The organism is Janibacter zhaoxuefangae, from assembly GCF_050271985.1.
In the GTDB taxonomy this organism is placed as follows: Bacteria; Actinomycetota; Actinomycetes; order Actinomycetales; family Dermatophilaceae.
On the sequence record NZ_CP189849.1, the window covers coordinates 855,063 to 880,761 of the forward strand.

Genomic DNA, 25,699 nt, shown 5'->3' on the forward strand with positions numbered 1-25,699 from the left:
CTACGGACCGCTGGCTCGGCGCCCGTGCCCGCGATCACCAGTGCCAGGCGTGTCCCCGTCCACGCCTCGCGGGTGCTGACGAGGCTCCCGTTCGGCTCGTCCATGATGGGCATCATCACGATCGTCACCATGAAGGGGGTTGCGACATGGCGCGCTATGGATTCTGGAGATTCATGCTCGACATCGTCCTCACGCTTGTCACCGGTGGACTGTGGATCATCTGGATCCTCATCCGCGAGTTCCGCGCGAGCAGACGCCCTTGACCCGGCGCGTGGGTACGGCCGCCACGCACCTCCACTTCGTCCGTCACGGCGAGTCGACGTGGAACGCCGCCGGTCGCGTGCAGGGGTCGTATCGCGGCGACGACGAACCGGTGCTGACGGCGACGGGGCGTCAGCAGATCGCGGAGGCGGGGCGGCAGGTGGTCGGGGTCCTGGGCCTGCCGTCAGGAGCCCGCACCGTCGACCTGTGGAGCAGTGATCTCGCCCGCGCGCGGGAGAGCGCCGAGGTCCTCGCGGTCGCGCTGCGCCCCATGGGGTGGAGGGCGATCGTGCACCAGGAGCCCGCGTGGCGCGAGCAGCACCTCGGCTCGATGGAGGGTCGCTCCGCCGGGTCCCTCGTCGCGGAGGAGCCGGGGGAGGGGCGGCACATCAGCGAGATCCGTTGGGGCGGAGGCGAATCCCTGCGCGACGTCCACGAGAGGGTCGGCGCGTGGTTGGCTCCCGCACTCGCAGCGCCGGGGCATCTCGTGGTCGTCAGCCACGAGCACACCATCCGGGCCGCCCTCGCGTGGCTGCGCGGACGCACCTGGCGGGACGTGGACTGGGATGAGCCGGTGACGCCGGGCAGCGTCACGACGGTCGTCCTCGGGGACTGACCGCCAGCGTCAGCGGCGGTCGGACACGACGTGCGCCGCACCCGCGGCGAGTGCCGTCACCGCGAGGACCGAGGGCCACGCGCCGATCTTCTTGGCCAGCGGGTGTGACGCGCCGAAGCCGCCGACGTAGAGCGCAGTCAGTGCGCCGGCCGTGACCGGACCGCCCTTCGCCAGCCACGTGCGTCCGGCCAGCGCCCCGCACCCGGCCAGCAGGACGCCGCCCAAGGGCCGGATGCCGCTTTCTCGGGCGACGAGGTAACCGCCCACCAGACCGAGGGCGACCACCGGTGCGGTCTGCACGTCCTGTGCCGGCAACAGAGTCATTCCGTTTCGCGTGCTCATGGCGCCCAACCTACGACCGCTCAATGTGAGGTGGCTGAGCCCCACCCGGAGCGGTCGCCGCCCGCAGCGCCGTCACGTCCGTGACGGGAGCGTCGCAGACGAACCCGCGACACACGTAGGCCGCTGCGCGCCCGGCGACGAGCGGGCGGTCGGCGAGCAGCGGCTGGCCGGGGGCGTCCGGGGTGCCGTGCGCGATGACGAGCCCGGGGGAGGTGGAGCGCCGCGCGACGTCGAACAGGGCCTCGGCGTCGGGTCCGTCGCCGACGATCGCCACTTGGAGGGGGCCGGCGACGGCCGCCTCGGCCGCGGCGAGGGTCCACCCTGCGAACCGCGGGTCCTGGTCGGCGATGGGGCCGCCGACGGCGATCGCCTCCTCGGCGAGCTCCCGGTGCCGGGTCGAGCCGGTCAGGGCGGCGTACGTCAGCAGGGCGTGCGCCATCGCCGAGGGACCGGCCGGCTCGGCGTTGTCGGTGGCGCCGCGCGGGCGGGCGAAGAGGGGCTCGGCGTCGTGGGCCGTGTCGTGCCAGACCCCGTCGTCGTCCCGGAATCGGGTGACCGCGGCGTCGATCAGGTCACCCGCCGCGGCGAGCCAGCGGGGGTCGCTCGTGGCCTGGTGCAGCGCCAGGAGGCCGTCGGCGAGGTTGCCGTGGTCGTCGAGGACGGCGTCGGCGCGTCCGACGGCCCCGTCGCGGGAGGCGCGTCGCAGGCGACCGTCGACGACGTGGGTGTCGAGCACGAAGGTCGCACACGTCACCGCCGCGTCGACCCACGTCGGCTCGTCGAGGAGGACGCAGGCCTCGGCGAGGGCCGCGATGGCGAGGCCGTTCCACGAGGTGACGACCTTGTCGTCCCGCGCCGGCTGCGGACGCTCGTCGCGGGCCGCGAGCAGGCGCGCGCGGACCCCTTCCCACCAGGTGCCGTCGTCCGGATCGCGGCGCAGCTGCAGCGTGGACGCGCCGTGCTCGAAGGTGCCCTCGGGCGTGACGGCGAGCAGGCGCGCCGCGGCGGCGCCGTCCTCCTCGCCGAGGACCTCGACGAGCTGCTCGGGGGTCCACACGTAGGTGAGCCCCTCGACGCCATCGGTGTCCGCGTCGAGGGCGGAGGCGAAGGCGCCGAGGTCGGTGCCCAGGTCGCGCAGCAGGAAGGTCGCGGTGTCCCGCGCGACCCGGGCCGCCAGTGGCGAGCCGGTGGCGCGGTGCCAGTGGGCGTAGGCGCGCAGGAGTTGGGCGTTGTCGTAGAGCATCTTTTCGAAGTGGGGGATGACCCAGGCCGCGTCGACGCTGTAGCGCGCGAATCCGCCGGCCAGTTGGTCGTTGAGGCCGCCGCGCGCCATCGCCTCGAGGGCGGACTCGGCCATCGCCAGGGCGTCCGGGGAGCCAGTGCGGGCGTGGTGGCGCAGGAGGAACTCGAGCACCATCGACGGCGGGAACTTGGGCGCCCCACCGAAGCCGCCGCGGGCGTCGTCGTGCAGGCCGCGAAGGGCGGCCGCCGCGCGGGCGAGGGTGTCGTCGGTGACGGCGCGGGAGGACGAACGGTCGGTGGCGGCGCGCAGCTCCCGGGCGATGTGCGAGCCCGAGGCGAGCACCTGTTCGCGCTGGTCCCGCCAGGCCGCGCCGGCGGCGTCGAGGAGCTGCAGGAGTTGCCCCTTCGCGAGGTAGGTGCCGGCGAAGAAGGGGTCGCCGCCGGGGGTGAGCAGGCACGTCATCGGCCAGCCGCCGTGCCCGGAGAGGGCGGTCGTCGCGGCCATGTAGACGGCGTCGACGTCGGGGCGTTCCTCGCGGTCGACCTTGATCGCGACGTAGCCGTCGGCCAGGGCCGCGGCGACCGTGTCGTCCTCGAAGGACTCGTGGGCCATGACGTGGCACCAGTGGCAGGCGGCGTAGCCGACGGAGAGGAAGATCGGCACGTCGCGCCGCGCGGCCTCGGCGAAGGCCTCGGGCGACCACTCCCACCAGTCGACGGGGTTGTCCCGGTGCTGCTGGAGGTAGGGGCTCGTGCTGTCGGCGAGACGGTTGGCCATGGCGTCAGCGTGTCACGGGCACGCCGTGCGGAAGTGCACGGCTGTCGGCGCGCGTCGATAAGGTGCGAGCGTGATCACCGGTGAGTTGAAGAGCAAGATCGACCGCGTCTGGGACGCCTTCTGGTCGGGGGGCATCAGCAACCCCCTCGAGGTCATCGAGCAGATCACCTATCTGCTTTTCATTCGGCGTCTCGACGACATCCAGACATTGGCCGAAAGGAAGGCGCGCGTCACCGGCGGCGTCATCGAGGACCCGGTGTTCCTTCCCGGGCAGGCCCACCTGCGGTGGAGCCAGTTCAAGAACGCCGCACCCGACGTGATGCACCGGACGATCGCCGACGACGTGTTCCCCTTCCTGCGTGGCCTGGGGGATGGCTCCACGTACAGCGAGCACATGAAGGACGCCCGCTTCACCATCCCGACCCCGGCGCTGCTGAGCAAGGTCGTCGACATGCTCGACGACATCCCGATGGCCGACCGCGACACCAACGGCGACCTGTACGAATACCTGCTCTCCAAGATCGCAGCGGCTGGCGTCAACGGCCAATTCCGTACGCCGCGCCACATCATCGATCTGATGGTCACGATGACCGCCCCGAAGCCGACCGACGAGATCTGTGACCCGGCCTGTGGCACCGGCGGCTTCCTGGTGGCCGCGAGCGAGTACGTGCGCGACACCCACGCTGATGCGCTGCTCGACGCTGCGCAGCGCAAGCACTTCCACGCCTCGATGTTCCACGGCTACGACTTCGACTCCACGATGCTCCGCATCGGCAGCATGAACATGCTGCTCCACGGCATCGAGTCCCCCGACATCCGCTACCGCGACTCCCTCTCGGAGGGCGCGGCCGGGGACGCCGACAAGTACACACTGATCCTGGCCAACCCGCCGTTTGCCGGCTCGCTCGACTACGAGGCGACTTCCAAGGATCTCCAGCGGATCGTCAAGACCAAGAAGACCGAACTCCTCTTCCTGGCGCTTTTCTTGAAGTTGCTCAAGCCAGGTGGTCGCGCGGCCGTCATCGTCCCCGATGGGGTGCTCTTCGGATCCAGCACGGCACACAAGGCACTACGCAGGGCCCTTGTTGAAGACCAGAAGCTCGACGCCGTCGTGAAGCTCCCCTCGGGTGTCTTCCGCCCGTATGCCGGTGTCTCGACGGCGATCCTCTTCTTCACCAAGACCAACTCCGGTGGCACCGACGACGTCTGGTTCTACGACGTCCGCGCCGACGGCTTCTCGTTGGACGACAAGCGCAACCCCGTCGAGGCCAACGACCTCCCCGATGTCGCGAGTCGTTGGACTTCGCTGGTTGAGGCGCGAGCGGAGCGAGCCTCGAAACCCAGCCCCGAGAAGGACCGTGGCCGCACCGAGCAGTCGTTCTTGGTGCCCAAGGCCGACATCGTCGCCCAGGGCTACGACCTGTCCCTCAACCGCTACAAGGAGATTGAGTACGACGAGGTCGAGCACCGCGCCCCGCTCGACATCATCGCCGACATCGAGTTGCTGGAGAACGAGATCGCCAAGGGGCTAGCGGAGTTGAAAGCGATGCTTTCGTGACGACGATTGCACTCGGCGAGGTCGCCTCGATCAATCCTCGGGGCGAGCGAGTTAAGGCCACCGATGTCGTTTCATTCGTTGGCATGGCCGAGCTCAACGCCGAGACTGCTGTCGCCCAACCACTGGAAGACCGTGAGTTCGCGGAGGTCTCCAAGGGATACACCGTCTTCCGCGATGGAGACGTCCTCGCAGCCAAGATCACTCCGTGCTGGGAAAACGGCAAGGTCGGGCAGGCCCGACTCGACCACCCGATCGGCGTTGGCTCCACAGAGTTCCATGTGCTGCGCCCAACCTCGTCGCTCGATCACCGATATCTGCTCCACTTCCTGCGTCAGCCGTCAGTGCGCGCTACAGGAGAACTGCGAATGACCGGAAGCGCGGGCCAGCGGCGTGTTCCTGTCGCGTTCCTTCAGGAGCTGCAGATCCCGCTCCCGCCCCTCCCCGAGCAGCGCCGCATCGCCGCGATCCTCGACCACGCCGACGCCCTCCGCGCCAAGCGCCGCCAAGTCCTCACCCACCTCGAGGCGCTAATTCGATCAACCTTCCGCGCTGCCTTCGCGGACGTCTCAGAAACGTCTCGACTCGGCGATCTGGCGACAACGACGAGCGGAGGGACGCCCAACCGATCAGTCTCGTCCAACTACGGCGGCGGCATACCTTGGGTCAAGTCAGGAGAGCTTCACGCGGGGCTAGTCACGGAGACAGAGGAGACCATCTCCGCGCAGGGTCTCTCGTCTAGTTCAGCGAAGGTGTTCCCGGCGGGCACGGTCCTCCTGGCGATGTACGGGGCAACCGCCGGTGTGGTTGGACGACTCGGCGTGGACGCTGCCACTAATCAGGCCATCTGCGCAATCACTCCGGGCCCCTCCCTGGACGCCGACTACCTCATCGCGGCGCTGCGAGCTCAAGCCGTGCAACTCGTCGCGAAGGCAGCTGGCGGGGCGCAACCCAACCTCAGCCAAGGAATCGTTCGCGACATCGACATCCCTGTGCCGAGCTTGGATGACCAGAAGCGATTCGCCAGTCAGGCTGCTGCGATCGACGCACGACGTTCCGATGTCGTTCACGCGAAGGCGCTGGATGACGACCTCTTCGCCTCTCTTCAGTCCCGCGCCTTCCGAGGGGAGCTGTGACCGATGCCAGTTGAGATGAGAATGTGGCGTATCGACGGCGACGAGCCGAAGCCACTGACGACGTCGGTGCTTCCCGCCGAGAAGGACCTGCACGAGTTCCTCAAGCGTGACCCGTCCTTGCTGGGCGAACGCCTGCTGGTCATCGGCAGTGAGGTGATCACGCCGTTCGGCGCTCGCCTGGACCTGCTCGGGATCGATGTCGACGGAAACCTGAACCTGCTGGAACTCAAGCGGGACAAGACGCCGCGCGAAGTCGTGGCCCAAGTGCTCGACTACGGCTCCTGGGTGTCGACCCTTTCGCGCGATGACATCATCGACATCGCCACCAAGCACCTGGACCAGCCCTTCGAGGCGGCTTTCGAGGACGTGTTCGGCAGCGCGCCACCCGATGAGCTGAATGGCGACCTCAGCCTCACCATCGTCGCGGCCGAGCTCGACGCCAGCTCCGAGCGGATCGTCAACTACCTGCGCGACTTCGGTGTCCCGGTCAACGCGGTCTTCTTCTCTTACCTCGAGGACGACGGGCGTCGCTACCTCGCCCGCTCCTGGCTCGCGGCGTCGGACGAGGACGCGCAGCCCGCGCTCAAGGGCAGTAAGAAGAGCAAGCGTGCGCCGTGGAACGGCATTGACTGGTACGTCTCCTTCGGTGGCAATCGCCCCTGGGAGGACGCCCGCAGGCTCGGCTTCGTCTCTGCGGGAGGCGGCAAGTTCTACTCGCAGACCATGCGCTCTCTGCCCGAAGGCGCACGCATTTGGGTCAACATCCCGGGCACCGGCTTTGTCGCCGTCGGCACGACCCTCGCACCCGCGTCTCGCTTCGAGTCCGCCAAGGTCCAGGTCGGCAGCACGTGGGTTGATCTTTCTGCACAAACGCTCGCCGGCACCTACAACGCCGGTGACGTGTTCGATGACGATGACGTCGAGTGGGTCGTCCCGGTCAACTGGATCGAGGCCCGCCCGGAGTTGGACGCCTACTGGGAGAAGGGCATGTTCGCCAGCCAACACAGTGCGTGCAAGCTCCGACAGGAGTTCACCCTGGAACGCCTCGCTGATCACTTCGGCATCGAGAACAAGGGCGAGTAACCGACTGCCATGGGGAACTTCGACTTCGTCCGTCAGACGCTGCCGTCGCTGCATGACGACTGCGCCCGGGCCGAGTCATACCTGTCGTCGGATCCCCGCTCCGCGTGCTTCTACAGCCGCCGCGTGGTCGAGGAGCTTGTCGGCTACCTCTACAACGTCCTCTCCCTGCAGACGCCCTATCGGGACGACCTGGCCGCAAAGATCAGTGACCCGGCCTTCAAGGCAAAAGTGCCTCAGAGCATCACGCAAAAGCTGACCGCGATCCGCCGCATCGCCAACACAGCCGTCCACGAGAGCCGCCAGATCCGTCCCGACGTGTCCCTTGTGGTTCTGCGTGAGGTGTTCCATGTCGTGGTCTGGACGTCGTACCACCACTCACCGGAGCCGAGCGCGGTGCCGTTGCAGGCGCAGTTCGACCCCGCAATCGCCGCCAAGGCCGCGCCTCTGTCTCGAGAGGAGATCGGTCGTCTCGCTGCGAAGTTCAAGGAGCAGGACGAGGCCCACGCCCGCGCGCTCGTCGAGAAGGACGAGCGCCTTGCCGCGCACGAGGCCGAGATCGCGCGCCTGCAGCAGCAGATCGCTGCGGCGCAGGCGGCGGCCGCACCGGATACCCGCGACTACGACGAGGCCGCGTCTCGTGACCTCTTCATTGACGTCCTGCTGCACGAGGCCGGGTGGACCCTGTCGGAGACCCGGGACCGCGAGTACCCCGTCGCCGGCATGCCCAACGCCGACGGGAAGGGCTACGTCGACTACGTCCTGTGGGGGGCCGATGGTCTGCCGTTGGCCGTGGTTGAGGCCAAGCGCACCTCCAAGTCGCCGGAAGTGGGCCAGCAGCAGGCCAAGCTCTACGCCGACTGCCTTGAGAAGCAGTTCGGCCGTCGCCCCGTGATCTTCTACACCAACGGCTACGAACACCGGATCTGGGACGACGCCGGCGGCTACCCACCGCGCGAGGCCCAGGGCTTCTACACCCGCGACGAGTTGGAGCTGCTGGTCCAGCGCCGCCAGACCAAGCTCGCCTTGTCGTCGGCGCAGACCAACACGGATATCGCCGGTCGGTCCTACCAGGTGCGAGCGATCAAGGCTGTGGGCGATGCGTTCGACCGCAAGCAGCGTGAGGCCCTGCTTGTGATGGCGACCGGCTCGGGCAAGACCCGCACGACCATCGCGCTCGTCGACCTGTTGCAGAAGGCGAGCTGGGTCAAGCGGGTGCTCTTTCTCGCCGACCGCACCGCCCTGGTCAACCAGGCGGCCAACGCCTTCAAGCAACACCTGCCTGGCTCGACGACGGTCAACCTCGTGACCGAGAAGGCGATCGAGGGCCGTGTCTACGTCTCGACCTATCCCACGATGATGAACCTCATCGACGAACTCGACGCCGGCACTCGCCGTTTCGGGCCGGGCTATTTCGACCTCATCGTCATCGATGAGGCGCACCGCTCCGTCTACGCCAAGTACGGCGCGATCTTCGACTACTTCGATTCCCTGCTCGTCGGCCTGACTGCGACTCCGAAGGACGAGGTCGACCACAACACCTACCGCCTGTTCCACCTCGAGGACGGCGTCCCCACTGACAACTACTCCTTGGATGAGGCCGTCGACGCGGGCTACCTCGTGCCGCCGAAGGGCGTCAGCGTCGGTACCCAGTTCCTCCGCTCGGGCATCCGGTACGACGAGCTCACCGAGGAAGAGAAGGACCAGTGGGACACCCTCGACTGGGGTGAGGACGGGCCTCCCGACGAGGTCGGCGCCGAGGAGCTCAATCGCTTCCTCTTCAATGAGGACACCGTGGACAAGGTCCTCGGAACACTCATGACGCAGGGGTACAAGGTCGCTGGTGGCGATCGGCTGGGCAAGACGATCGTCTTCGCCAAGAGCCAGAAGCACGCCGAGTTCATCGAGAAGCGGTTCAACCTTGCCTATCCCGAACTGGCGGGCGAGTTCGCTCGGGTCATCACCCACGGGACGCCGTACGCCCAGTCCCTCATCGACGACTTCTCGATCAGGGACAAGGCGCCGCACATTGCCATCAGTGTCGACATGCTCGACACGGGCATCGACGTGCCCGAGGTGGTGAACCTCGTCTTCTTCAAGATGGTGCGGTCCAAGTCGAAGTTCTGGCAGATGATCGGGCGCGGCACCCGGCTCTGTCCCGACCTCTTCGGGCCGGGCGAGGACAAGCAGGACTTCCTCGTCTTCGACTTCTGCGGCAATCTCGAATACTTCAGTCAGGACCTGCCCGGTTCGCAGGGTCAGACGCAGAAGTCGCTGGCCCAGCGACTGTTCGAGGCGCGGCTCGGACTCGTCACAGCGTTGGATGGCGAGGAGCCCGACCTGCGGACATCGACGGTGTCGACCCTGCACGACATCGTCGCGGGGATGAACCTCGACAACTTCGTCGTGCGGCCGCACCGCCGGGCTGTCGAGAAATACGCGTCGGCGGACGCATGGCGCACCCTGGGTCCCGAGGACTCCGAAACCTTGCTCGGCCTCGCCGGACTGCCGTCCTCGGTCCGTGACGACGACGAGGAGGCCAAGCGCTTCGACCTGGTCATCCTGCGCCGCCAACTCGCTCAACTCGACGGGGACCTGGTACTGGGGGAGCGCCTGCGGGAGACGGTACAGCGGATCGCGGAGGCACTGCTCGGGAAGACGGCCATCCCCAGCGTCGCCGAGCAGGCCGTGCTGTTGGAGTCGGTCGCCGGAGACGAGTGGTGGGTCGACGTCACGCTGCCCATGCTCGAACTCGTGCGCCTGCGGCTTCGCGGGTTGGTCCGCTTCATCGAGAGGACGTCACGCAACCCGATCTACACCGACTTCGAGGACACCCTCAGCGAGGGCGTCGAGATCGTGCTCCCGAGGGTCACGCCGGGGACGGACTTCGAGCGCTTCCGCGCCAAGGCCGAGGCCTACCTGCGGGAGCACCTCGAGAACCTCGCGTTGCAACGGCTGCGCCGCAACAAGCAGCTCACGACCGACGACCTGTCGGAACTCGAGCGGATGCTCATCGAGTCGGGTGGCCAGCAAGTCGACCTCGCGTGGGCTGCCGAGCAGGGTGGCTTGGGCGTCTTCGTGCGCCAACTTGTGGGTCTGGATCACGCCGCCGCGATGGACGCCTTCGCGCACTACCTGGACGGGACCGCGTACTCGGTCAATCAGGTGCGATTCATCAATCTGATCGTCCAAGAGCTCACGAAGAACGGCGTGATGGAGCCATCGCGCCTCTTCGAGTTCCCGTACACGGATCACGCTCCCACTGGTCCGGACTATCTCTTCCCCGATGTCGACGTCGCGGTCATCGTCGACACGCTTCACCACATCAAGCGCACTGCAGTTCCGGAGGAAGTCGCGTGAGGTGCACTGAATGGTGGGTTTCAAGCGGCAGGCGGGCAGCGGGGACCGAAAACCTGGGTGCAATTTCCCGATCCATCAGCGCGCGCTACGCGGACGATGTCGTCAGCGCAGACAGTGCCGTCCTTTACCCGCAGCGGCTGGCGCGGTTGATGGCGCGCAGCAAGGGGGACTTCCCTTGGGCGTATGCAGCTTTCGCGGGCGCCGTCGCAGGATCGCTCGCCACACGTTGCGACGCCATGACGGAGCGGGGCCTTGGCAAGCCATGGCGTCACACGCTCGGAGGGTTCGGCCGATGAAACTTACAGAACTTGCGTGGGCGGATCATCCCGATGCCGACGATGTGCTCCTGGACATCACGGGATGTACGGTGTCCGTTCTCGTGCGGGGCAGGAACGCCTGGCGCAGTATCTGGGTGCGCCACTGGTTCCACAACAGCCACTTGTTCGCCGATCATCGGTCAGCCCAACTCGGAGCTGAGTCGCTCCGGGAGCGCGGCAGCAAGTTCTACGTACGTGACCGACCGGCGCTCGTCCTCCATGGCACGAGCAGTCGCATTGTCGTCTTCGACGGCTTTGACCGTGAGCCATTCAAGTACTTTGACGGCATCACCGAAGACCTCGTGTCAACGCCTGTCGGCGGCTACTACCAAGGGGTGTTTCCTGGCAGCACGCTGCGAGAGGCTGTGGACGCCTTCCGGCCCGGATCCCGGTGGTGGGCACGAGGGCACCATACGGAGAACGACGTCCAGTTCGCCAGCGTGTCCGACGGGGCCACACTGGCGGGCCTTCGCGCGAAAGATCTGCAGGCCACGACGTCCCAACCACAAGGCTCTGGCTACTACCTCGGCTGGTCGACCGACACTCAGGACACCGAGGTCAGCGTGGAGATCACGACCATGCGGCGGCACGTCCGTCGGTGGCAGTCCCTCATCGAGAACGTCGTCGCTGAGGGAGCGCCCGTAGCGGACACTTTGCGAACGCGGTTCGGCGAAGACAGCGACCCAGCGCGTTCGCGCCCAGCCTTGCGTGAAAGGTTCGCGGCGGCAATCGAGGCCGCCGCGGTCGAGCTCGCCGCGGCCGATCTCGCCCACGATCTCGCGGTGGAAGCGGGGGATCTCGCCGGCGAAGAGCTAGACGAGGCGATGGCTTTCGCTGAAGATCCGTGGGCGCACTTCAACGTCACCGACTACGAGACTTCGACGGAGATCCGCCAGGCTCGAGAGCGCGCTCAGAACGCGCAGCAGCTCGTCACCGAGGCCGAACGGCGATTGGGACTGCTGCACGAACGGGTGACAGGTTGGGTCACGCAGCCTGAGTGGCGGGCGTGGTCATGATGGCTTCGTATTCAACAGGGGTCAATCGTCCGAGGCCGGCCTGGCGTCGGCGTCGGTGGTAGGTCCTCTCGATCCAGGTCACGATCGCGATCCGGAGCTCCTCGCGGGTGGCCCAGGCGCGGCGGTCGAGGACGTTCTTTTGGAGCAGTGAGAAGAAGCTCTCCATGGCCGCGTTGTCCCCGGCCGCACCGACGCGGCCCATGGATCCGACCATGCCGTGCCGGTTGAGTGCGTGGACGAATTTCCTGCTTCGAAATTGCGATCCTCTGTCCGTGTGAACCACACAGCCGGCCACGTCGCCGCGCCTGGCGACCGCGTTGTTCAGCGCCGCGACCGCCAGTCGCGACTTCATCCTCGAGTCGATCGAGTAGCCCACGATCCGGTTGGAGTAGACGTCCTTCATCGCGCAGACGTAGAGCTTGCCTTCCGCGGTCCAATGCTCCGTGATGTCCGACAGCCACAACTCGTTCGCGGCATCAGCCTTGAACTCGTGCCGGACGACGCCGTGCTTGTCGACCACGGCGCACAGGTCGTCGTGGACCGGTGGACCGGGCTTCTTCGCCTTGCCGTGCTTGGGCTTGCCGAACACCGACCACCACCCCAGCTGGGAACAGATCCGCCACGCTGTCCGCTCCGCCATCGCCTCACCTGCGATAGCGGCCTCGTCGACCAGGAACCGATACCCGAACTCCGGGTCGTCCTTGTGGGCGTCGAACAGCGCGTTGGCGCGGTAGGCCTCGACCAGTTCTGCGTCGGTGACCGGCGCCTGGAGCCAGCGGTAGTAGGGCTGGCGAGCGATCTTGAGTACCCGGCACGTCACCGTGACGGGGATCCCGTCGACGGCCAGCTCGCGGACGAGCGGGTACATCATTTTCCCGGCAGATTGGCCTGCGACAAGTAGGCAGCCGCCCGGCGCAGCACCTCGACTTCTTGCTCGAGGAGCCGGTTGCGCCGCTTCAACTCGCGTAGCTGGGCGTTCTGGTCCTCGGTCATCCCGGGCTTGGTGCCGTCTTCGACGTCGGCGGCGCGCATCCAGGAGTTCAACGTGGTCTGGTGGATCCCGAAGTCCTTCGCGATCTGCTCCAGCGGGGTCTTCGGATCCCGGCTCCTGGCGACACGAACAACGTCGTCACGGAACTCGCGGGGGTAGGGCTTGGGCACAGCGACATCCTCTCAAGCCTGCCCGTCGGGCAAGCCAGTTCAGTTGTCACCTATTCGTGCAGCAGTCCCATTCGCGGCCGCGGACCGTGCAGTCGAGGTGGCATGGCAGCGCTACCTTGAGGCCCTCGCCCGTCACGACGAGTTGCGTGGCATGTAGTTGCCGCTGCGCACCGTTGCCGTCTGCCTCGCGGGTTTGTCGCAGCCCCCGGCTTGGCTTGGCTGCTGGAGGTAGGGGCTCGTGCCGTCGGCGAGGGGGTTGGCCATGGAGGCGTCCGCCCATGCCTTTCCTCACCCCCAACGTCCCGATGCCCTCCACGCCGCGACCGTCACCGACATAAGCCGCTACGGAGGGGCCTCGCCCACCAGGGACGCCTCCGTCGACTGAACGGACCTCTGCCTATCGTGGCAGTCAGCCCTCCTCGACGCGGCGCAGCCGCTCGCGCAGCCCGCTGGCACGCTGAACTCGGCGAGTGACGGCAGCCCGCACGGTGGCTTCGCTGCCGACGACCCGGACGGTGGCCTTCGCACGCGTCACTGCGGTGTAGAAGAGTTCCCGTGTCAGTAGCGCCGACTCCTCGTCCGGCAGGAGGACCGTGACCTGCTCGGCCTGACTGCCCTGGGACTTGTGGATCGTCAGCGCGTGCATGGTCTCGACGTCGCCGAGGCGGCTCACGGCGAACTCCCGCGCACCCGACGCGTCGTCCCCGGATGAGCCGGCGATGACGGCGCGCGGGTGCCCGTCCGGCCCCTCCATGACGATGCCGCTGTCCCCGTTGAGCACGCCGAGGCCGTAGTCGTTCGTCGTCACGAGCAGGGGCCGACCGACGTACATCGGGTCCCGGAGTGGATCGCCGGTGGCCTCCGTCAGCCATCGCTCGATGCGGCGGTTCCACGTCCGCACCCCGTGGTCGCCGTCGCGGTGGGCGCACAACAGGCGGTGTTGCTCCAGCGCCTCCAGCGCCGCGGCAGGATCGCCACGCAGCGCCGCCTGGCGAAGGTCGACCGCGCGCCGGGTCAGTTCGTCCCGCAGGTGAAGCACCGGGTCGTCCTCGACGAACTGGACGCCCGAGCCGCCAGCCCGCAGGCAGCCGACGACGGCGTCGGCGTCCCCGGCGCGCAGGGCCCTCGCCAGTGCCGCGATGTCATCGCCGTAGCGGTGCACCGTCGTCAGCCGCGCCACGCGCACCCGCGACGGGGCGCTGGCGCGGGCGACAGGGCCGGTGTCCGCGCTGCCGGTCTCCGCGCCGTCGGTGTGCGTGCTGCCCCTGTCGGCACTGTCCTCGAGCCCCGCAACGAGGTCCGCGAGAACGGCACCGGCCTCGACCGACACGAGTTGCTCGGGGTCGCCGACGAGCAGCAGCCGCGCATCCGGTCGGACCGCGTCGAGCAGTCGGTGGGTCATCGTCAGGGAGAGCATCGACGCCTCGTCGACGACGACGAGATCGTGGGGGAGACGGTTCATCGCGTCATGCCGCGGCCGGTTGCCGCCGCCCGGGCGTCGCCCCAGCAGTCGGTGCAGCGTCATCGCCGGTACGTCCCGCAGTGCGGCCAGCGCGGACACCTCCGCCGTCGGGACCTCGCCCGTCGTCACCACGACGCCAAAGGACGCCAGTGCCGAAGCGACCGCCTCCTGCAGGCGCGCGGCCGCCTTCCCCGTCGGTGCAGCCAACGCGACACGCAGCGGACGTCCGCCGGTCCGGGCGTGCTGCAGCGCCACGAGGGCGAGCACTCCGGCCACGGTCGTCGTCTTGCCGGTGCCGGGCCCGCCGGTGAGCACCGTCGTCCGGCACCGCACCGCGGTCTCCGCCGCGGCCCGCTGCTCCGCCCAGCCGGCGCCGGGAAACGCGCGCTCCAGACCGGCGGCGAGGACGTCCTCGTCGACCTCCGGTGGCGCCACCGCGTCGCGCGCGACCAAGGCTTCGCAGACGGCGACCTCCTGGTGGTGATACCGCTGGAGGTAGACGAGGCCGAGATCGACGACGAGGGTGCCCGAGGCAGCCAGCGCGCTCGCGGCGACGCGGTCGCGCCACGCCGTCGCGATGCCTGCACTGTCGGGGCCGGTCTCCGAGTCAGCGCTGGAGTCGGCGTCACTGCCGCCACCGAGCTCGACCAGCGGCTCACCCGCCTCATCCAGCACGGTCGCGAGCGCTGGCAGGACGTGGCCGAGATCGACGCCCACGGACCCTTCGCGCACGGCGCGCGCGGCCAGAGCGCAAGCGAGGACCACGAGGTCGTCCTCCTCCCCGGCGAGCCGGGCCAGCGTCGTCGCGATGTGCACGTCGGCGGCCGTGAGGGCCCCGGTCGCGTTGAGCGTGGCGAGCCGCCCCTGGGCCGAGCGGGCGAGCCGACGATCGTGCGGCGGCAGCGTGGCGAGGGTGGCCGCCGTGGGTTCCGTCATGACGCCTCCCCATCGAGCAGGTCCGACACGGCCTCGACGAGCGCGACCGGCGGACGCCACGAGAACACTCCGGTCGGGTGCCCGTCGATGACGGGGGTGTCGGGGCCACACATGCCGCGCACGTAGAGGTAGAGGACGCCCCCGAGGTTCTTCTCGGGGTCGTAGTCGCGCAGTCGCCACCGCAGGAACCGGTGCGCGACGACGGCGTACAGCAGGGCCTGGAGTGGATAGCTCGAGTGACCCATGGCCGCCGTGAGTTCGGCCGGGCCGTAGGCGGCCGCGGTCAGGGGTTCGTCGACGGGGCCGAGCCAGTTCGTCTTGTAGTCCACGACGAGGTAGCGCACGACGCCGGCCGGTCCGGTCACGCGCAGCACGACGTCGATCGACCCCGTGAGGTAGCCGCGCAGCACCTGGTCGCCCAACGCGGGCTGAGCCAGCAGCCGCGCCCACTCCCGCACCGGATCCCCTTCGGGTAGGTGGCGCCGCAGCAGCGGGGCGAGATCGCCCAGCGTCACCGCTCCGCGGGCCCGGCTCCGTGCATTCGTCGCCCCAGCGTCGAGCGCCGCCGCCTCGTCGCCCCCGTCGAGCGGCAGCTCGAAATCGAGCTCACAGAGCCGGTCCGTCCCGATCGTCCGCAGCGTCGCCCCGGGCGCGAGCGGGCCCAGGGGGGTGTCGAGCACGGCCACGAGGGCTCGCGCCAGCACGGCCGCGCCGTCCGCCCCGAGATCAACAGGCCAGGCCACGAGCTGTTCGCGCACCGCCTCGAGCAGTGCGTCGGACAGGTCCTCGGCGCGCGGGTCGGTGTGTTCAAGGACGGCGTGCACGAGGGAGCCGAAGGTCGCCCCCATCGGCAGGTCGGCCATCGGCGAGGGCACGTCGGCGCCGGGGAGCGCCAGACCCGGGAGCGTCCCGGTGCCAGCCGGTTCGGGCGTCGTCGTGTCGACCAGGCCGTGCTCCAGGAGGCGCTCCGCGTCGTGCCCGCCCGAGTCGTCGTCGCGCGGGGTGACGTCGGGTTCGCTGCCGACCCCGCCGTGCACGTCCAGGCCGTCGCTCGGCGCGGTGAGCGCCGTGTACGACGTGCGGCGCCAGTCCGTGTCGATGGCCCGGCCGAAGGTGCGGACCCCCAACGCGCCCACGGGCACCGGCGGGACCGGGGGAGCGGCGGTCGCGAGGTCGGCCCGCTCGAGGTGCAGTCCGGCCCGTCCGGTCGTGGGGTCGGCCGCCCACTGTTGGAGCGCCTCGTGGGCAGCGGCATCGGCCGGCACCCGGAACATGTCCGGCACGAAGGGGGACCCCGGCGCCCGGCCGACGAGCATCCGGTGGAGGGCTGACGTGGCCGTGTTGTAGCCGGGCGCCCACCACGCGACGACCTGGGACTGGGCACGGGTCAGCGCGACGTAGAGCAACCGCAGCGACTCGCCAGCATCCTCGCGTTGGTGCGCGGTGACGGAGTCGCGCCACCCCGGGTGGCCCTCACCGCCGACGTCGATGAGGCGGGTGTCCTCGGCATCGTGGAAGAGCGGGATCTCCGGCGACTTCGGCACCCACCGGTCCGCCAGGAACGGCAGGTGGACGACGGGGTACTGCAGTCCCTTGCTCCCGTGGATCGTGACGAGCTGGACCGCCGAGGCGTCGCTGTCGAGGCGACGCGTGCGGGTCGAGGAGCCGGCGGGTCCCCGGTCGGCCATCTGGGAGTGCAGCCACGTCGTGAGCGCCATGAGCCCGGGTGCCTCGCTCGTGCCGGCGACGTGCAGGAGTTGGGCGACGTGCCGCAGGTCGGTCAGGTGTCGCTCACCGTTCGTACGCGACAGCACCCGCTGCGCGAGACCCTGGATGGTGATTCGCTCGAGGACGGCGGCCAGGCCGCGCCGCTCGCCGAGCTCCGCGAGGTCGCGGATGTGCGTCGACAGGCGGTCGGACAGGTCGTCGCCGCCGGCGTGCAACGCGCTGGGGGTCAGCCCGATGAGCGACGTCAGGGCGGCGGCGTGAGTGCGGGCCGAGCGGTGCGGCGCAACGAGGGCCTCGAGGAGGGTGAGCCACTCCGTGGCCGAGAGGGTCTGGAACACACTGCCGCCGCCACCGATGACCGAGGCCACCCCGACGTCGGCGAGCGCGGCCTGCATCGTCGCCAGGTCGGCTCCCCGATACGCGAGCACGGCGATCTGGTTGGGGCGCAACGGTTCCCCGGCGTGGGTGGCGCCCGATGCGAGGAGCGCGGCGATCTCGGAGGCGCAGTCCCGACTGACGTGCTCACGCATGGCGGCGACGAGCACCGTCCCCGTCCCGGACTTCCCCGCGTGGGCGCGGTCCATGACGCGCAGCCGGAAGGGGGCCCCACACGGCGCCCCGGCCAGCCGTGACCCCTCGTGGTGCGCCTGCACGGGCTTGACGTCGATGTCGGCGTCGCCGAGGCGGGCACGACCGAGCACGGTCTGCAGGCTCTCCACGAGCGGGGCGTCGGAGCGGTGGTTGGTCCCGAGCGTCTTGCGGGTACCCGCGGACCGGGCCGCCTCGAGATAGGTGACGATGTCGCCGCCGCGGAAGGCGTAGATCGCCTGCTTGGGGTCGCCGATGAGGACCATGACGGCGTGGCCGGTGAAGGCGCGGTCGAGGACCTGCCACTGGACGGGGTCGGTGTCCTGGAACTCGTCGACGAGCACGACGCGCCAGCGGGCCCGCATCCGATCACGCGCGGGGGACTCGGGGGCGTCGAGCGCGGCAGCCAGTTGGGTGAGCAGGTCCTGGTAGTGCAGCACCCCGAGGCGACGCTTGCGCCGGTCGACCTCCGCGCGCACGGCCTCGGCGAAGGCGACGCGCCGGGCGGCGACGCTGCCGGGCACCGGGTCGCGGGGAGCGAGCACGGCGTGGCTGTCGTCGACCGCCTTGCGGGCGATCGTCAAGGCGTCGTCACGACTGAAGACCGGGTCGCCGGTCCGAGCGAACCCGCGCAGGTAGAGGTCGTCGACGACGTCGACGAGGAGGTCGTCGAGATCCTCGACGAGCTGGACGTTGCTGTCGGTGTCGCCGGCGACGCCCAGGCTGCGCAGGACCATCTGGCAGAACTGGTGGGTCGTCGCGATGGTGGCCGCGTCGAACTCGGTGAGGGCCGCACGCAGCCGCTCCCGGCGTCGCGTCAGCTCGGCCTCGTCCGCGTCGAGCAGCAGGGTGATCAGGCCGTCGCGCTCATCCAGCGCCGGCGGGTGGAGCAGCGCCCGCTCGGCCTCGACGAGTTGGGCGCGCACGCGGGCACGCAGCTCCTGACTCGCCGCGCGGCTGAAGGTCACGACGAGCATCTCGGGCAGCAGCGCGTGCCCCTCGGCGACGAACCGCGTCACCAGGGCGGCGATGGTCCACGTCTTGCCCGTCCCGGCGCTCGCCTCGAGCAGTGTCGTGCCCGACGGGAGCGGGTCGGTGATGGCGAAGGTCGAGTCCGCACTCACGGCGTCACCTGCCTGGCCGGACCGGTGAGGATGGGAGCCCAGATGCGCAGGGCGTATTGCCCCAGGCGGGTCTCCTCCGACGGCGACCACCGCTCGTCGTCCCTCGGCACCCCGAGCAGGTCGATGAGGGCCCGCCGCTCGCCGAAGAGGCGCACGTGCGCGGGATCGGCGCCCTCGCCGACACTCGTCCACGACCCCTTGTTTCGTTCCTCCCATTCGCCGCGAGCCTGCGCGAGGACGTCGTCGCCCTCGAGTGCGGCACTGGCCCAGGCCGCGGCCGTCTTCAGCGGTGCCAGCAGTGGCTCGCGCAGCCCCCGGTCGCGGATGTCGACGAGGTCGCGCAAGGTGGCGCTCGCCGTCGCGGCGTCGATCGGGCCGTAGGTCAGGTGCGTGGGTCGGCGGCGGTGCCGCGCGATGACGTGGGACGTCCACTCGACCTCGGGGGCCGTCGCGGCCAGCGCCAGCAGTGACGTCCACGCGCGTAGGCGCTGCTTCGGCCCGAGCGAGGAGTAGGTCGCCGTGACGATGCGGGTGTCGATGACGGGCAGCGTGCCGACGAGGCGACGGCCGTCCCCGAGGTCGACGTCCACGTCCACGGCGTGCCGGTCTCCGGCGATCAGCGGCGCCGCGGCGGCCGCGAGGTCGGCCACACCCGCCGGGACGTCGCCGACGACGTGGTTGACGAGCTGCAGCGGCGGCAGTTGACCACGACGCTTCTCGTCCGCGAGGGCCTCGGGCAGGCTCCGCCCGGCGAGAAGGTCGCGCAGCAGCCGGTCGCCGACACCCCACTTCTCGAGGTTGTCGAGGTCGATCGGGATGCCGTCGCGGGCCTCCTCGGTGACCTCGGGCAGGAGCACCCCGAGTTGCTGGAGGAGGAACTGTCGCGCGGGGTTCTCGAGGAAGTACTGGAGGTCCGGGAGCGCCACGGTGTCCGAGTCCGGTGCGGGCAGTCGGGTGTCGACCATCGTCGGCGCGGCCGTGCGGGTGGTGGCGGCCGCGCGAGCCCCGGCGAGCGAGAGGGCGTCGAACGAGAAGGGCGTCGACCCCGGCACGAGCGCCCCGGGGCGCAGGTTGCGCAGGTCGAACGGCTGCAGAGGGTGACGCACGACGAGCGGGCTCGCCAGGGCGGCGGTCGCCTCGGTCGCGTCGACGAGCTCGCCCAGCGGGACCGCCGGCGGGCGCTCGTGCCCGCTGTGCGGGTCCGCCCCGGTGTAGGTGATGACGAGCGTCTCGCGTGCGGCCATGACGGCGTCGAGCAGGAGCTGTCGGTCCTCGCTGCGCGGGTCACGCTCACCCGTGACGGGGGTGCGTGCGAGCACGTCGTCACCGTCGAGGGTCGAGTTGCGGGGGAACGCGCCGTCGTCGAGACCGACGAGGCAGACGACCCGGTGGGGCACCGAGCGCATCGGCACGAGGGTGCACACGGTCAGGGTGCCGGTGCGGAAGTTGGCCCGTGTGGGCCGCCCGCCCAGTCGGTCGTCGAGCACGGCGGCGATGTCGCTGAGCGCCAGCCCGGTGCCGACACCCCGCCCGGATGAGCCCCCGGACGCGGCCTGCACGATCTGGCTGACCTCGCGCTCGAACTGCGTCACCTGCCAGACGTCGCGGGCCGGGACGTCGGCGAGCGCGTGGACCCCGTCGACGAGAGCCTCGGCCCAGTCCGCGGGTGAGCTGCTCGAGCGCAATCGCTCCAGCGTGTGCCGGAGCCGGTCGATGAGCTCCGCCAGCCGCCCGGCCAGGTCGAGGTCGTTGCTGTCGAGCGACTCCCCGTCGAGCGCGCCCAGCGCGAGAGCGTCGCCGACGCGGCGCAACGTGTCCCCGTCGACGACGGCGCCGGTGAGGATGCGGTCCAGGCCGAATGCCCACGTGTTCTGGGCGATGTCGGCGAGCCGATAGCGATCGCGGTCGGCGGCGTCCAGGCCCCACCGCACCCCTGCCTGCGCGGTCCACTCGGCGACGAGTTCGAGGTCGTCCTCGTCGAGTGCGAACCGCTGACGGACCGGCGCCGAGCGCACGAGGTCGAGCACCTCACCACCCGTGGCGCGGCCGCCGGCGAGCCGAACGAGGTCGGCCGCGAGGGCGAGCAGGGGATTGGTGCGAGCGGCCCCCCGGTCGGCGAGCCGCACCCGCAGCCGGTGCGCCGGGTGGGCGACCGGCGCACCTGCCCCACCAACCCCGGCCCCACCAACATCGGCCCCACCAACACCCAGCACGTCCGGCAGCGCCGCGACGTCCGCGAGCCCGAACCCGGCGTGCACGAGCGGCGCGTAGTCCTCGATGTCCGGGCACATGACGAGGATGTCCCGCGGCTCCAGCGTCGGGTCGTCCTCGAGCAGCCCGGTGAGGACCTCGCGGAGCACCTCGACCTGTCGGACTGGGCCGTGGCACGCGTGCACCTGCACGCTCCGGTCGCCCGTCGCCACGACGCGCGCGGCCGCCTCCTCGGGTGACGGCGCACGGTTGGCGCGAAGGTCGGCCTGCAACCACCCCAGCAGCGTGCTCGGGTCGGGGGCGACCCCCTTCGGCCCGTCGTCGCGCGCCGCGGCGGTGGCCAGGGTCCGCTGGACCTCGCGGGCGTCCCGTCCGAGGGCCGCCAGCAGCGGGTGACCCACGGCCTCGGCGGAGCGGTCGTCGACGCGCGGCACGGGGCCGTCGGCGACGATCGGAGTCAGGGCGTCCCAGAGTGCGGGTGAGGTCTGCGGCAGCCAGAGGTGGACGTCCCGGCGTTCGCCGAGCGCCTCGAGCAGGCGGAGCTCGGACAGGGCCAGGCGCGTGTGTCCGAAGAGGGACAACCGGCCCGGCAACGCCAGCCCGTCCTCACCCGATCGGAGCGCCGCGATCGTCCGCTCCAGCCGCACATCCGGCGGGGCGTCGTCGGTCCGCTCGAGCACGCGTCGCCACAGTTCCGCTTGCCAGCGGAGGTCCTGCGGTAGGGGCGCGCCGAGACCGTCGGTGTCGCGACCTTCGCGCCAGTCGGCGATGAGCTGCGGACGCTGCACGGCGGCGGACGCGAGGAGCCCAGCGAGGCGCCGCGCGACCGACCAGCGTCGACCGCGGCGCAGGTCGCCGTCCTCGCCTTCCAGCCCGTGGCCCAGGTGCGCGGACAACGTGGCGCACCAGTCCTCGCCCAGGCTGTCGTCGATCACCGCGAGGACGGTCCACGCGAGCCGGCTCGGCGCCCACGGGTCGTCGTGCTCACGCCCGAGCACCATCGCCACGAGCGAGGCCGGTGTGAGGAATCGGACCCCGGCGCACACGCCATCACCGCCGCGCGGACCCGCACCGAGTCGATGCGACAGGCGCTGGGTCAACCACCGCTCCACGCCGCGTGCTGGCGCGACGACGACCTCCTCCGCGAAGGGGTCCGCCAGCGGCGTCGCAAGCACCTCGGCCAGCCCGTCCACCAGCAACTGGGGGTCGGCCTCGCGGTGCAGGACCAGGGTCATGTCGCAGACCCTAACGAGGTGCGCCGACAGCGCCCACGAGGCGGAGCCAAGCCGCTCCGAGGGAGCTCGTCAGACAGCTTCGTCAGGCGGGTTGGTCAGGCAGAGGCCGTCAGCCCGGGGAAGGGCTCGAGGGCGAGCCCCCACCCGTGCCGTTGGACTTCGACGCGCGCCAGCCACGTCGCGATGGCCAGCGTGGATCCGCGTTGTGTCGCGCTCGCGGCGAAGGTCGCCGCGTGGGCGTCGGCGAGCCGGTCCAGGGTGCGCGTCGCCAGACGCTTCGCGGCGCTCGCGGACGTGACGGGGAAGGGGAGTTCGCCGCCGAGGTCGTGCGGGGGAGTGGCCGGGCCGCTCGCGCCGGCCTGGGCCGCCTCGAGTGCGCGCAGGAACGTGAGGGTCTTGCCGGCGCGCTTGCGCTGGGCGCTGCCCTCGCTGCTCTGGGCGGTGACCACCTCGAAGGCGTAGACCGCTTCGCGGGTGGCCTTGACGAGGTCGACCGCGGCCGTGGGGTCGACCCACGCGTCGTCGCCGGGCGCCGCCCACGTGAGGTCGAGACCGGCGATCTCGGACCCGGCCATCCGCTGGGCCACGAGCGAGCCGATGAGGGGGACGAGGCTGGTGTCGGCGCCACTCAGGGCGGCGAGGCCGAGGTCGAGGCCGGGCTGGCTCAAGGGGTCAGGGGGCGGGGTGGCGGCCGTGGGTTCGCCGCTCGGAGTGGCCGTGGTGGTCGATGGCGCGGACGCCACGCTCGTGCCCTCCGCCACGGCGATGACGTCGTCGGGGACCTCGGCCGCCAGCAGCGCCGCACTCAGCGGGGCGACCTGGCCCGTGACCGCGCCGGACACGCGCGGGTCGACGCCACTCATCCGCGTCCCGACGGCGGTCGAGGCGAGCAGGTCGAGCAGGTCGGTCTCGCCGGGGATCGGGGTGCGCGCGGGGGCGAAGGGGGCATCCTCCTCGAACTCGACGTCGCATCCCGTCAAGAGGGTGGCGGCGAGCGCGAGCGGCAGCGACCCGAGGATGACGCGCCGCGAAGGCGTGTGAGCACCGGGGGTCGACATGCCGAGCATGGTCCCACGCTCTCGGGTTTGGGACATCAGGTGTCCCTTTCTGGGGTCCGGGGGCCCCTTCGGTCCGGGTTTGGGACATCAGGTGTCCCTTTCTGGGGTCCGGGGCCCCCTTTGGTCCGGGTTTGGGACATCAGGTGTCCTTTCCTCGGGTGAGGGAAGGGGGAGTGACTCGCGGATCGACTCGGCGCGGGCCCTCCACCCCGTTAGAGTGGTCGCGGACCAGCAGGGCAACTTCAGAGAGGGCCACGACATGAGCGTGCAGGAGACCGTCAGGTCACAGATCGAGGCCCCGCTGACTGACGCCGGCCTCGTCCTCGAGAGCGTCGACGTCACGGCGGCCGGACGGCGACGGCTGGTGCGCGTTGCCGTGGACCGCCCCGTCGCGGGCGCGGACGGCGCCGTCACCGCCCCCACGCAGGCCCTGACCCTCGACGAGATCGCCGACGCCACGCGCGTCGTCAGCGACGTGCTCGACGAGTCCGACGCCATGGGCAGCCAGCCCTACACGCTCGAGGTCTCCTCGCCCGGGGTCGACCGCCCGCTCACGCTGCCGCGACACCACCAGCGCAACGTCGGTCGGCTCGTGACCCTCTCCTTCGACGACGCCGCGCCGGTCACCGGTCGGATCGTCGAGGCCAGCCCCGACGAGGTCACCCTCGAGATCCCCGCCGCCGGCAAGACGCCCGCCGCGCGCGCGACCCACCCCTACGCCGACATCACGAAGGCGGTCGTCCAGGTGGAGTTCAACCGCCCCGACGCCGCCGACGACCTGGTCGACGACGGCGAGTTCGCCGACGACGACCTCGCCGGCTCCACCGACGACGCCTGACCCGACAACAGAACAGAACAGAAGGACACCATGGACATCGACCTCGCCTCCCTCAGGGCTCTCGAGCGCGAGCGGGACATCAGCCTCGATGTGCTCGTCCCCGCCATCGAGTCCGCCCTCCTCATGGCGTACCACCGCACCGAGGGCGCCCACCGCAACGCGCGCGTCGAACTCGACCGCAAGACCGGGCACGTCGTCGTCTGGGCCCGCGAGGAGACCCTCGTCGAGGCCCCCGCCGAGCCCGAGTACGTGGACCCCACGGCCGCCAGCGACGCCGACGGCACCGACGGCGCCGCGACCGCCGACACCACCGACGCCGCGGACGACGACGCCACCGCAGCGAGCTCGGCCGCGCCGAGCACGCCGGCCCGCCCGCGGATGATCCGGGAGTACGGCCCGGAGTTCGATGACACCCCGACCGGCTTCGGCCGCGTCGCGGCGTCGACGGCCCGCCAGGTCATCGTCCAGCGCCTGCGCGACATCGAGGACGAGGCGATCCTCGGCGACTTCAGGGGACGCGAAGGGGACATCGTCACCGGTGTCATCCAGCAGAGCCCGAACCCGCGCCACGTCACGGTCGACTTCGGCACGGTCGAGGGCATCCTCCCGCTGGCCGAGCAGGTGCCGGGGGAGACCTACCGGCACGGCGAGCGCCTCCGCTGCTACGTCGTCAGCGTCAAGCGCGGCATGCGCGGCCCCGAGATCGGCCTCTCGCGCACCCACCCCAACCTCGTGCGAAAGCTCTTCGCCCTCGAGGTCCCGGAGATCGCCGACGGCAGCGTCGAGATCGCCGCACTGGCCCGCGAGGCCGGTCACCGCACCAAGATCGCCGTGCACACCAAGGTCCCCGGCCTCAACGCGAAGGGGGCCTGCATCGGCCCCATGGGTGCCCGCGTGCGCGCGGTCATGACCCAGCTGCACGGCGAGAAGATCGACATCGTCGACTACGCCGAGGACCCGGCCACCTTCATCGCGGCCGCGCTCTCGCCGTCCCGCGTCGAGTCGGTCACCATCGTGGACCCGAAGCTGCGCGCCGCACGCGTCGTCGTGCCGGACTACCAGCTGTCGCTGGCCATCGGCAAGGAGGGCCAGAACGCCCGCCTGGCCGCGAAGCTGACCGGCTGGCGCATCGACATCCGACCGGACACCGAGGCGGCCTCCCAGGGTGGCGCGGACCAGCGCTCCTCCGGCCCGTCCGCCACGGCCGGGTGACCGCGTTCCGGCCCGGACACGCTAGACTTGTGGCAACCGACCGGACTGGACTCCGTCGATGACGCCCGTGCGCACCTGCATCGGATGCCGTCGCGCGGATAGCTGGTCGGAGTTGTTGAGGGTCGTCGCGATCCAGGCGGAGCACGGACCGTTCGTGCTCACACCGGACCCGCGGCACCGTCTACCGGGGCGCGGCGCATGGCTGCACCCCACGGACGACTGTCTCGACCTCGCCGTTCGCCGCAAGGCCTTCTCGCGAGCGCTTCACCTCGGTGGAGCCTGCGAGATGTCCGCAGTGGCGGCACACGTCAGGGCGTTGTCCACCCAGCAAGATCAACCGTCGTAACAGAAACCGAGAGCGGGTTTGACGCTGATGAGCACCCGATGAGTACTCAGCGATGAGCAACACCTCGCAGTAAAGACGGTCCGCGCCTGTCCGGCAC

Annotated in this window: 16 protein-coding genes; 9 read left to right on the plus strand and 7 right to left on the minus strand. The window is 70.3% G+C overall.

Translation table 11 applies throughout. The features are described from left to right. The first annotated feature begins 259 nt into the window (after positions 1-259). The gene (locus tag ACQBAS_RS04125) at positions 260-877 is read left to right on the plus strand and encodes a histidine phosphatase family protein (protein ID WP_427385120.1); all 618 of its coding nucleotides are present in this window, start codon (positions 260-262) and stop codon (positions 875-877) included. A gap of 9 nt (positions 878-886) precedes the next feature. Here the strand turns inward: ACQBAS_RS04125 and ACQBAS_RS04130 are convergent, their stop codons facing one another. Further along, complete coding sequence (locus ACQBAS_RS04130) at positions 887-1,219, minus strand: hypothetical protein (protein ID WP_427385121.1); 333 nt, start codon at positions 1,217-1,219, stop codon at positions 887-889. A 10-nt stretch (positions 1,220-1,229) separates the two neighbouring features. Beyond that, positions 1,230-3,239, minus strand: coding sequence for a thioredoxin domain-containing protein (locus ACQBAS_RS04135; protein WP_427385122.1), 2,010 nt, complete (start codon positions 3,237-3,239; stop codon positions 1,230-1,232). Between the two features lie 70 nt (positions 3,240-3,309). On the opposite strand from ACQBAS_RS04135, the gene ACQBAS_RS04140 reads away from it, so the two are divergent. The 5 genes from ACQBAS_RS04140 to ACQBAS_RS04160 all read left to right on the plus strand — a co-directional run bounded on the left by ACQBAS_RS04140 (position 3,310) and on the right by ACQBAS_RS04160 (position 11,703). After that, a complete protein-coding gene (locus tag ACQBAS_RS04140) occupies positions 3,310-4,797 on the plus strand; it encodes a type I restriction-modification system subunit M (RefSeq protein WP_427385123.1) in 1,488 nt (495 codons plus the stop codon). Continuing rightward, positions 4,794-5,930 carry a restriction endonuclease subunit S gene (locus tag ACQBAS_RS04145; protein ID WP_427385124.1) on the plus strand — a complete coding sequence of 379 codons (1,137 nt, stop codon included), beginning with the start codon at positions 4,794-4,796 and terminating at the stop codon, positions 5,928-5,930. The genes ACQBAS_RS04140 and ACQBAS_RS04145 overlap by 4 nt, the downstream gene beginning before the upstream one ends. A 21-nt stretch (positions 5,931-5,951) precedes the next feature. Then, positions 5,952-7,013, plus strand: coding sequence for a hypothetical protein (locus tag ACQBAS_RS04150; protein WP_427385125.1), 1,062 nt, complete (start codon positions 5,952-5,954; stop codon positions 7,011-7,013). A 9-nt stretch (positions 7,014-7,022) separates the two neighbouring features. Then, positions 7,023-10,370: a DEAD/DEAH box helicase family protein gene (locus ACQBAS_RS04155; RefSeq protein WP_427385126.1), complete on the plus strand. Its 3,348-nt coding sequence runs from the start codon at positions 7,023-7,025 to the stop codon at positions 10,368-10,370. A 292-nt stretch (positions 10,371-10,662) separates the two neighbouring features. Further along, positions 10,663-11,703 carry a hypothetical protein gene (locus ACQBAS_RS04160; protein ID WP_427385127.1) on the plus strand — a complete coding sequence of 347 codons (1,041 nt, stop codon included), beginning with the start codon at positions 10,663-10,665 and terminating at the stop codon, positions 11,701-11,703. Here the strand turns inward: ACQBAS_RS04160 and ACQBAS_RS04165 are convergent. The 5 genes from ACQBAS_RS04165 to ACQBAS_RS04185 all read right to left on the minus strand — a co-directional run bounded on the left by ACQBAS_RS04165 (position 11,672) and on the right by ACQBAS_RS04185 (position 23,242). Beyond that, positions 11,672-12,864, minus strand: a protein-coding gene (locus ACQBAS_RS04165) for an IS3 family transposase (protein WP_169701965.1) whose coding sequence is annotated in 2 segments (ribosomal slippage) — positions 11,672-12,577 and positions 12,580-12,864 — 1,191 coding nt in all. Because the reading frame shifts where the segments join, the coding sequence is not laid out codon by codon here. The genes ACQBAS_RS04160 and ACQBAS_RS04165 overlap by 32 nt on opposite strands. A 409-nt stretch (positions 12,865-13,273) precedes the next feature. Beyond that, positions 13,274-15,262, minus strand: a complete 1,989-nt coding sequence (gene recD / locus ACQBAS_RS04170; RefSeq protein WP_427385128.1) for an exodeoxyribonuclease V subunit alpha — start codon at positions 15,260-15,262, stop codon at positions 13,274-13,276. After that, entirely contained in the window at positions 15,259-18,702 is a 3,444-nt protein-coding gene (locus ACQBAS_RS04175) for a UvrD-helicase domain-containing protein (RefSeq protein ID WP_427385129.1), read from the minus strand. The genes recD and ACQBAS_RS04175 overlap by 4 nt, the downstream gene beginning before the upstream one ends. Beyond that, a complete protein-coding gene (recC, locus tag ACQBAS_RS04180; protein ID WP_427385130.1) occupies positions 18,699-22,148 on the minus strand; it encodes an exodeoxyribonuclease V subunit gamma in 3,450 nt (1,149 codons plus the stop codon). The genes ACQBAS_RS04175 and recC overlap by 4 nt, the downstream gene beginning before the upstream one ends. A 95-nt stretch (positions 22,149-22,243) precedes the next feature. Beyond that, positions 22,244-23,242 carry a DUF4439 domain-containing protein gene (locus tag ACQBAS_RS04185; RefSeq protein ID WP_427385131.1) on the minus strand — a complete coding sequence of 333 codons (999 nt, stop codon included), beginning with the start codon at positions 23,240-23,242 and terminating at the stop codon, positions 22,244-22,246. A 223-nt stretch (positions 23,243-23,465) separates the two neighbouring features. On the opposite strand from ACQBAS_RS04185, the gene rimP reads away from it, so the two are divergent. Genes rimP through ACQBAS_RS04200 form a run of 3 tightly spaced genes read left to right on the plus strand, consistent with a single transcriptional unit; the run spans position 23,466 to position 25,602 of the window. After that, positions 23,466-24,044, plus strand: coding sequence for a ribosome maturation factor RimP (gene rimP / locus ACQBAS_RS04190; protein ID WP_427385132.1), 579 nt, complete (start codon positions 23,466-23,468; stop codon positions 24,042-24,044). A gap of 30 nt (positions 24,045-24,074) precedes the next feature. After that, a complete protein-coding gene (nusA, locus tag ACQBAS_RS04195; protein ID WP_427385133.1) occupies positions 24,075-25,256 on the plus strand; it encodes a transcription termination factor NusA in 1,182 nt (393 codons plus the stop codon). A 58-nt stretch (positions 25,257-25,314) separates the two neighbouring features. After that, the gene (locus ACQBAS_RS04200; protein WP_427385134.1) at positions 25,315-25,602 is read left to right on the plus strand and encodes a YlxR family protein; all 288 of its coding nucleotides are present in this window, start codon (positions 25,315-25,317) and stop codon (positions 25,600-25,602) included. Positions 25,603-25,699 lie beyond the last annotated feature (97 nt).

Bases quoted from the DNA above. Each gene is read 5' to 3' on its own strand.
- rimP (WP_427385132.1), top strand. From the start codon at position 23,466: ATGAGCGTGCAGGAGACCGTCAGGTCACAGATCGAGGCCCCGCTGACT.
- recD (WP_427385128.1), bottom strand. From the start codon at position 15,262: ATGACGGAACCCACGGCGGCCACCCTCGCCACGCTGCCGCCGCACGAT.
- ACQBAS_RS04185 (WP_427385131.1), bottom strand. From the start codon at position 23,242: ATGTCCCAAACCCGAGAGCGTGGGACCATGCTCGGCATGTCGACCCCC.
- nusA (WP_427385133.1), top strand. From the start codon at position 24,075: ATGGACATCGACCTCGCCTCCCTCAGGGCTCTCGAGCGCGAGCGGGAC.
- ACQBAS_RS04135 (WP_427385122.1), bottom strand. From the start codon at position 3,239: ATGGCCAACCGTCTCGCCGACAGCACGAGCCCCTACCTCCAGCAGCAC.
- ACQBAS_RS04130 (WP_427385121.1), bottom strand. From the start codon at position 1,219: ATGAGCACGCGAAACGGAATGACTCTGTTGCCGGCACAGGACGTGCAG.
- ACQBAS_RS04150 (WP_427385125.1), top strand. From the start codon at position 5,952: ATGTGGCGTATCGACGGCGACGAGCCGAAGCCACTGACGACGTCGGTG.
- ACQBAS_RS04200 (WP_427385134.1), top strand. From the start codon at position 25,315: ATGACGCCCGTGCGCACCTGCATCGGATGCCGTCGCGCGGATAGCTGG.
- ACQBAS_RS04160 (WP_427385127.1), top strand. From the start codon at position 10,663: ATGAAACTTACAGAACTTGCGTGGGCGGATCATCCCGATGCCGACGAT.
- recC (WP_427385130.1), bottom strand. From the start codon at position 22,148: ATGACCCTGGTCCTGCACCGCGAGGCCGACCCCCAGTTGCTGGTGGAC.
- ACQBAS_RS04155 (WP_427385126.1), top strand. From the start codon at position 7,023: ATGGGGAACTTCGACTTCGTCCGTCAGACGCTGCCGTCGCTGCATGAC.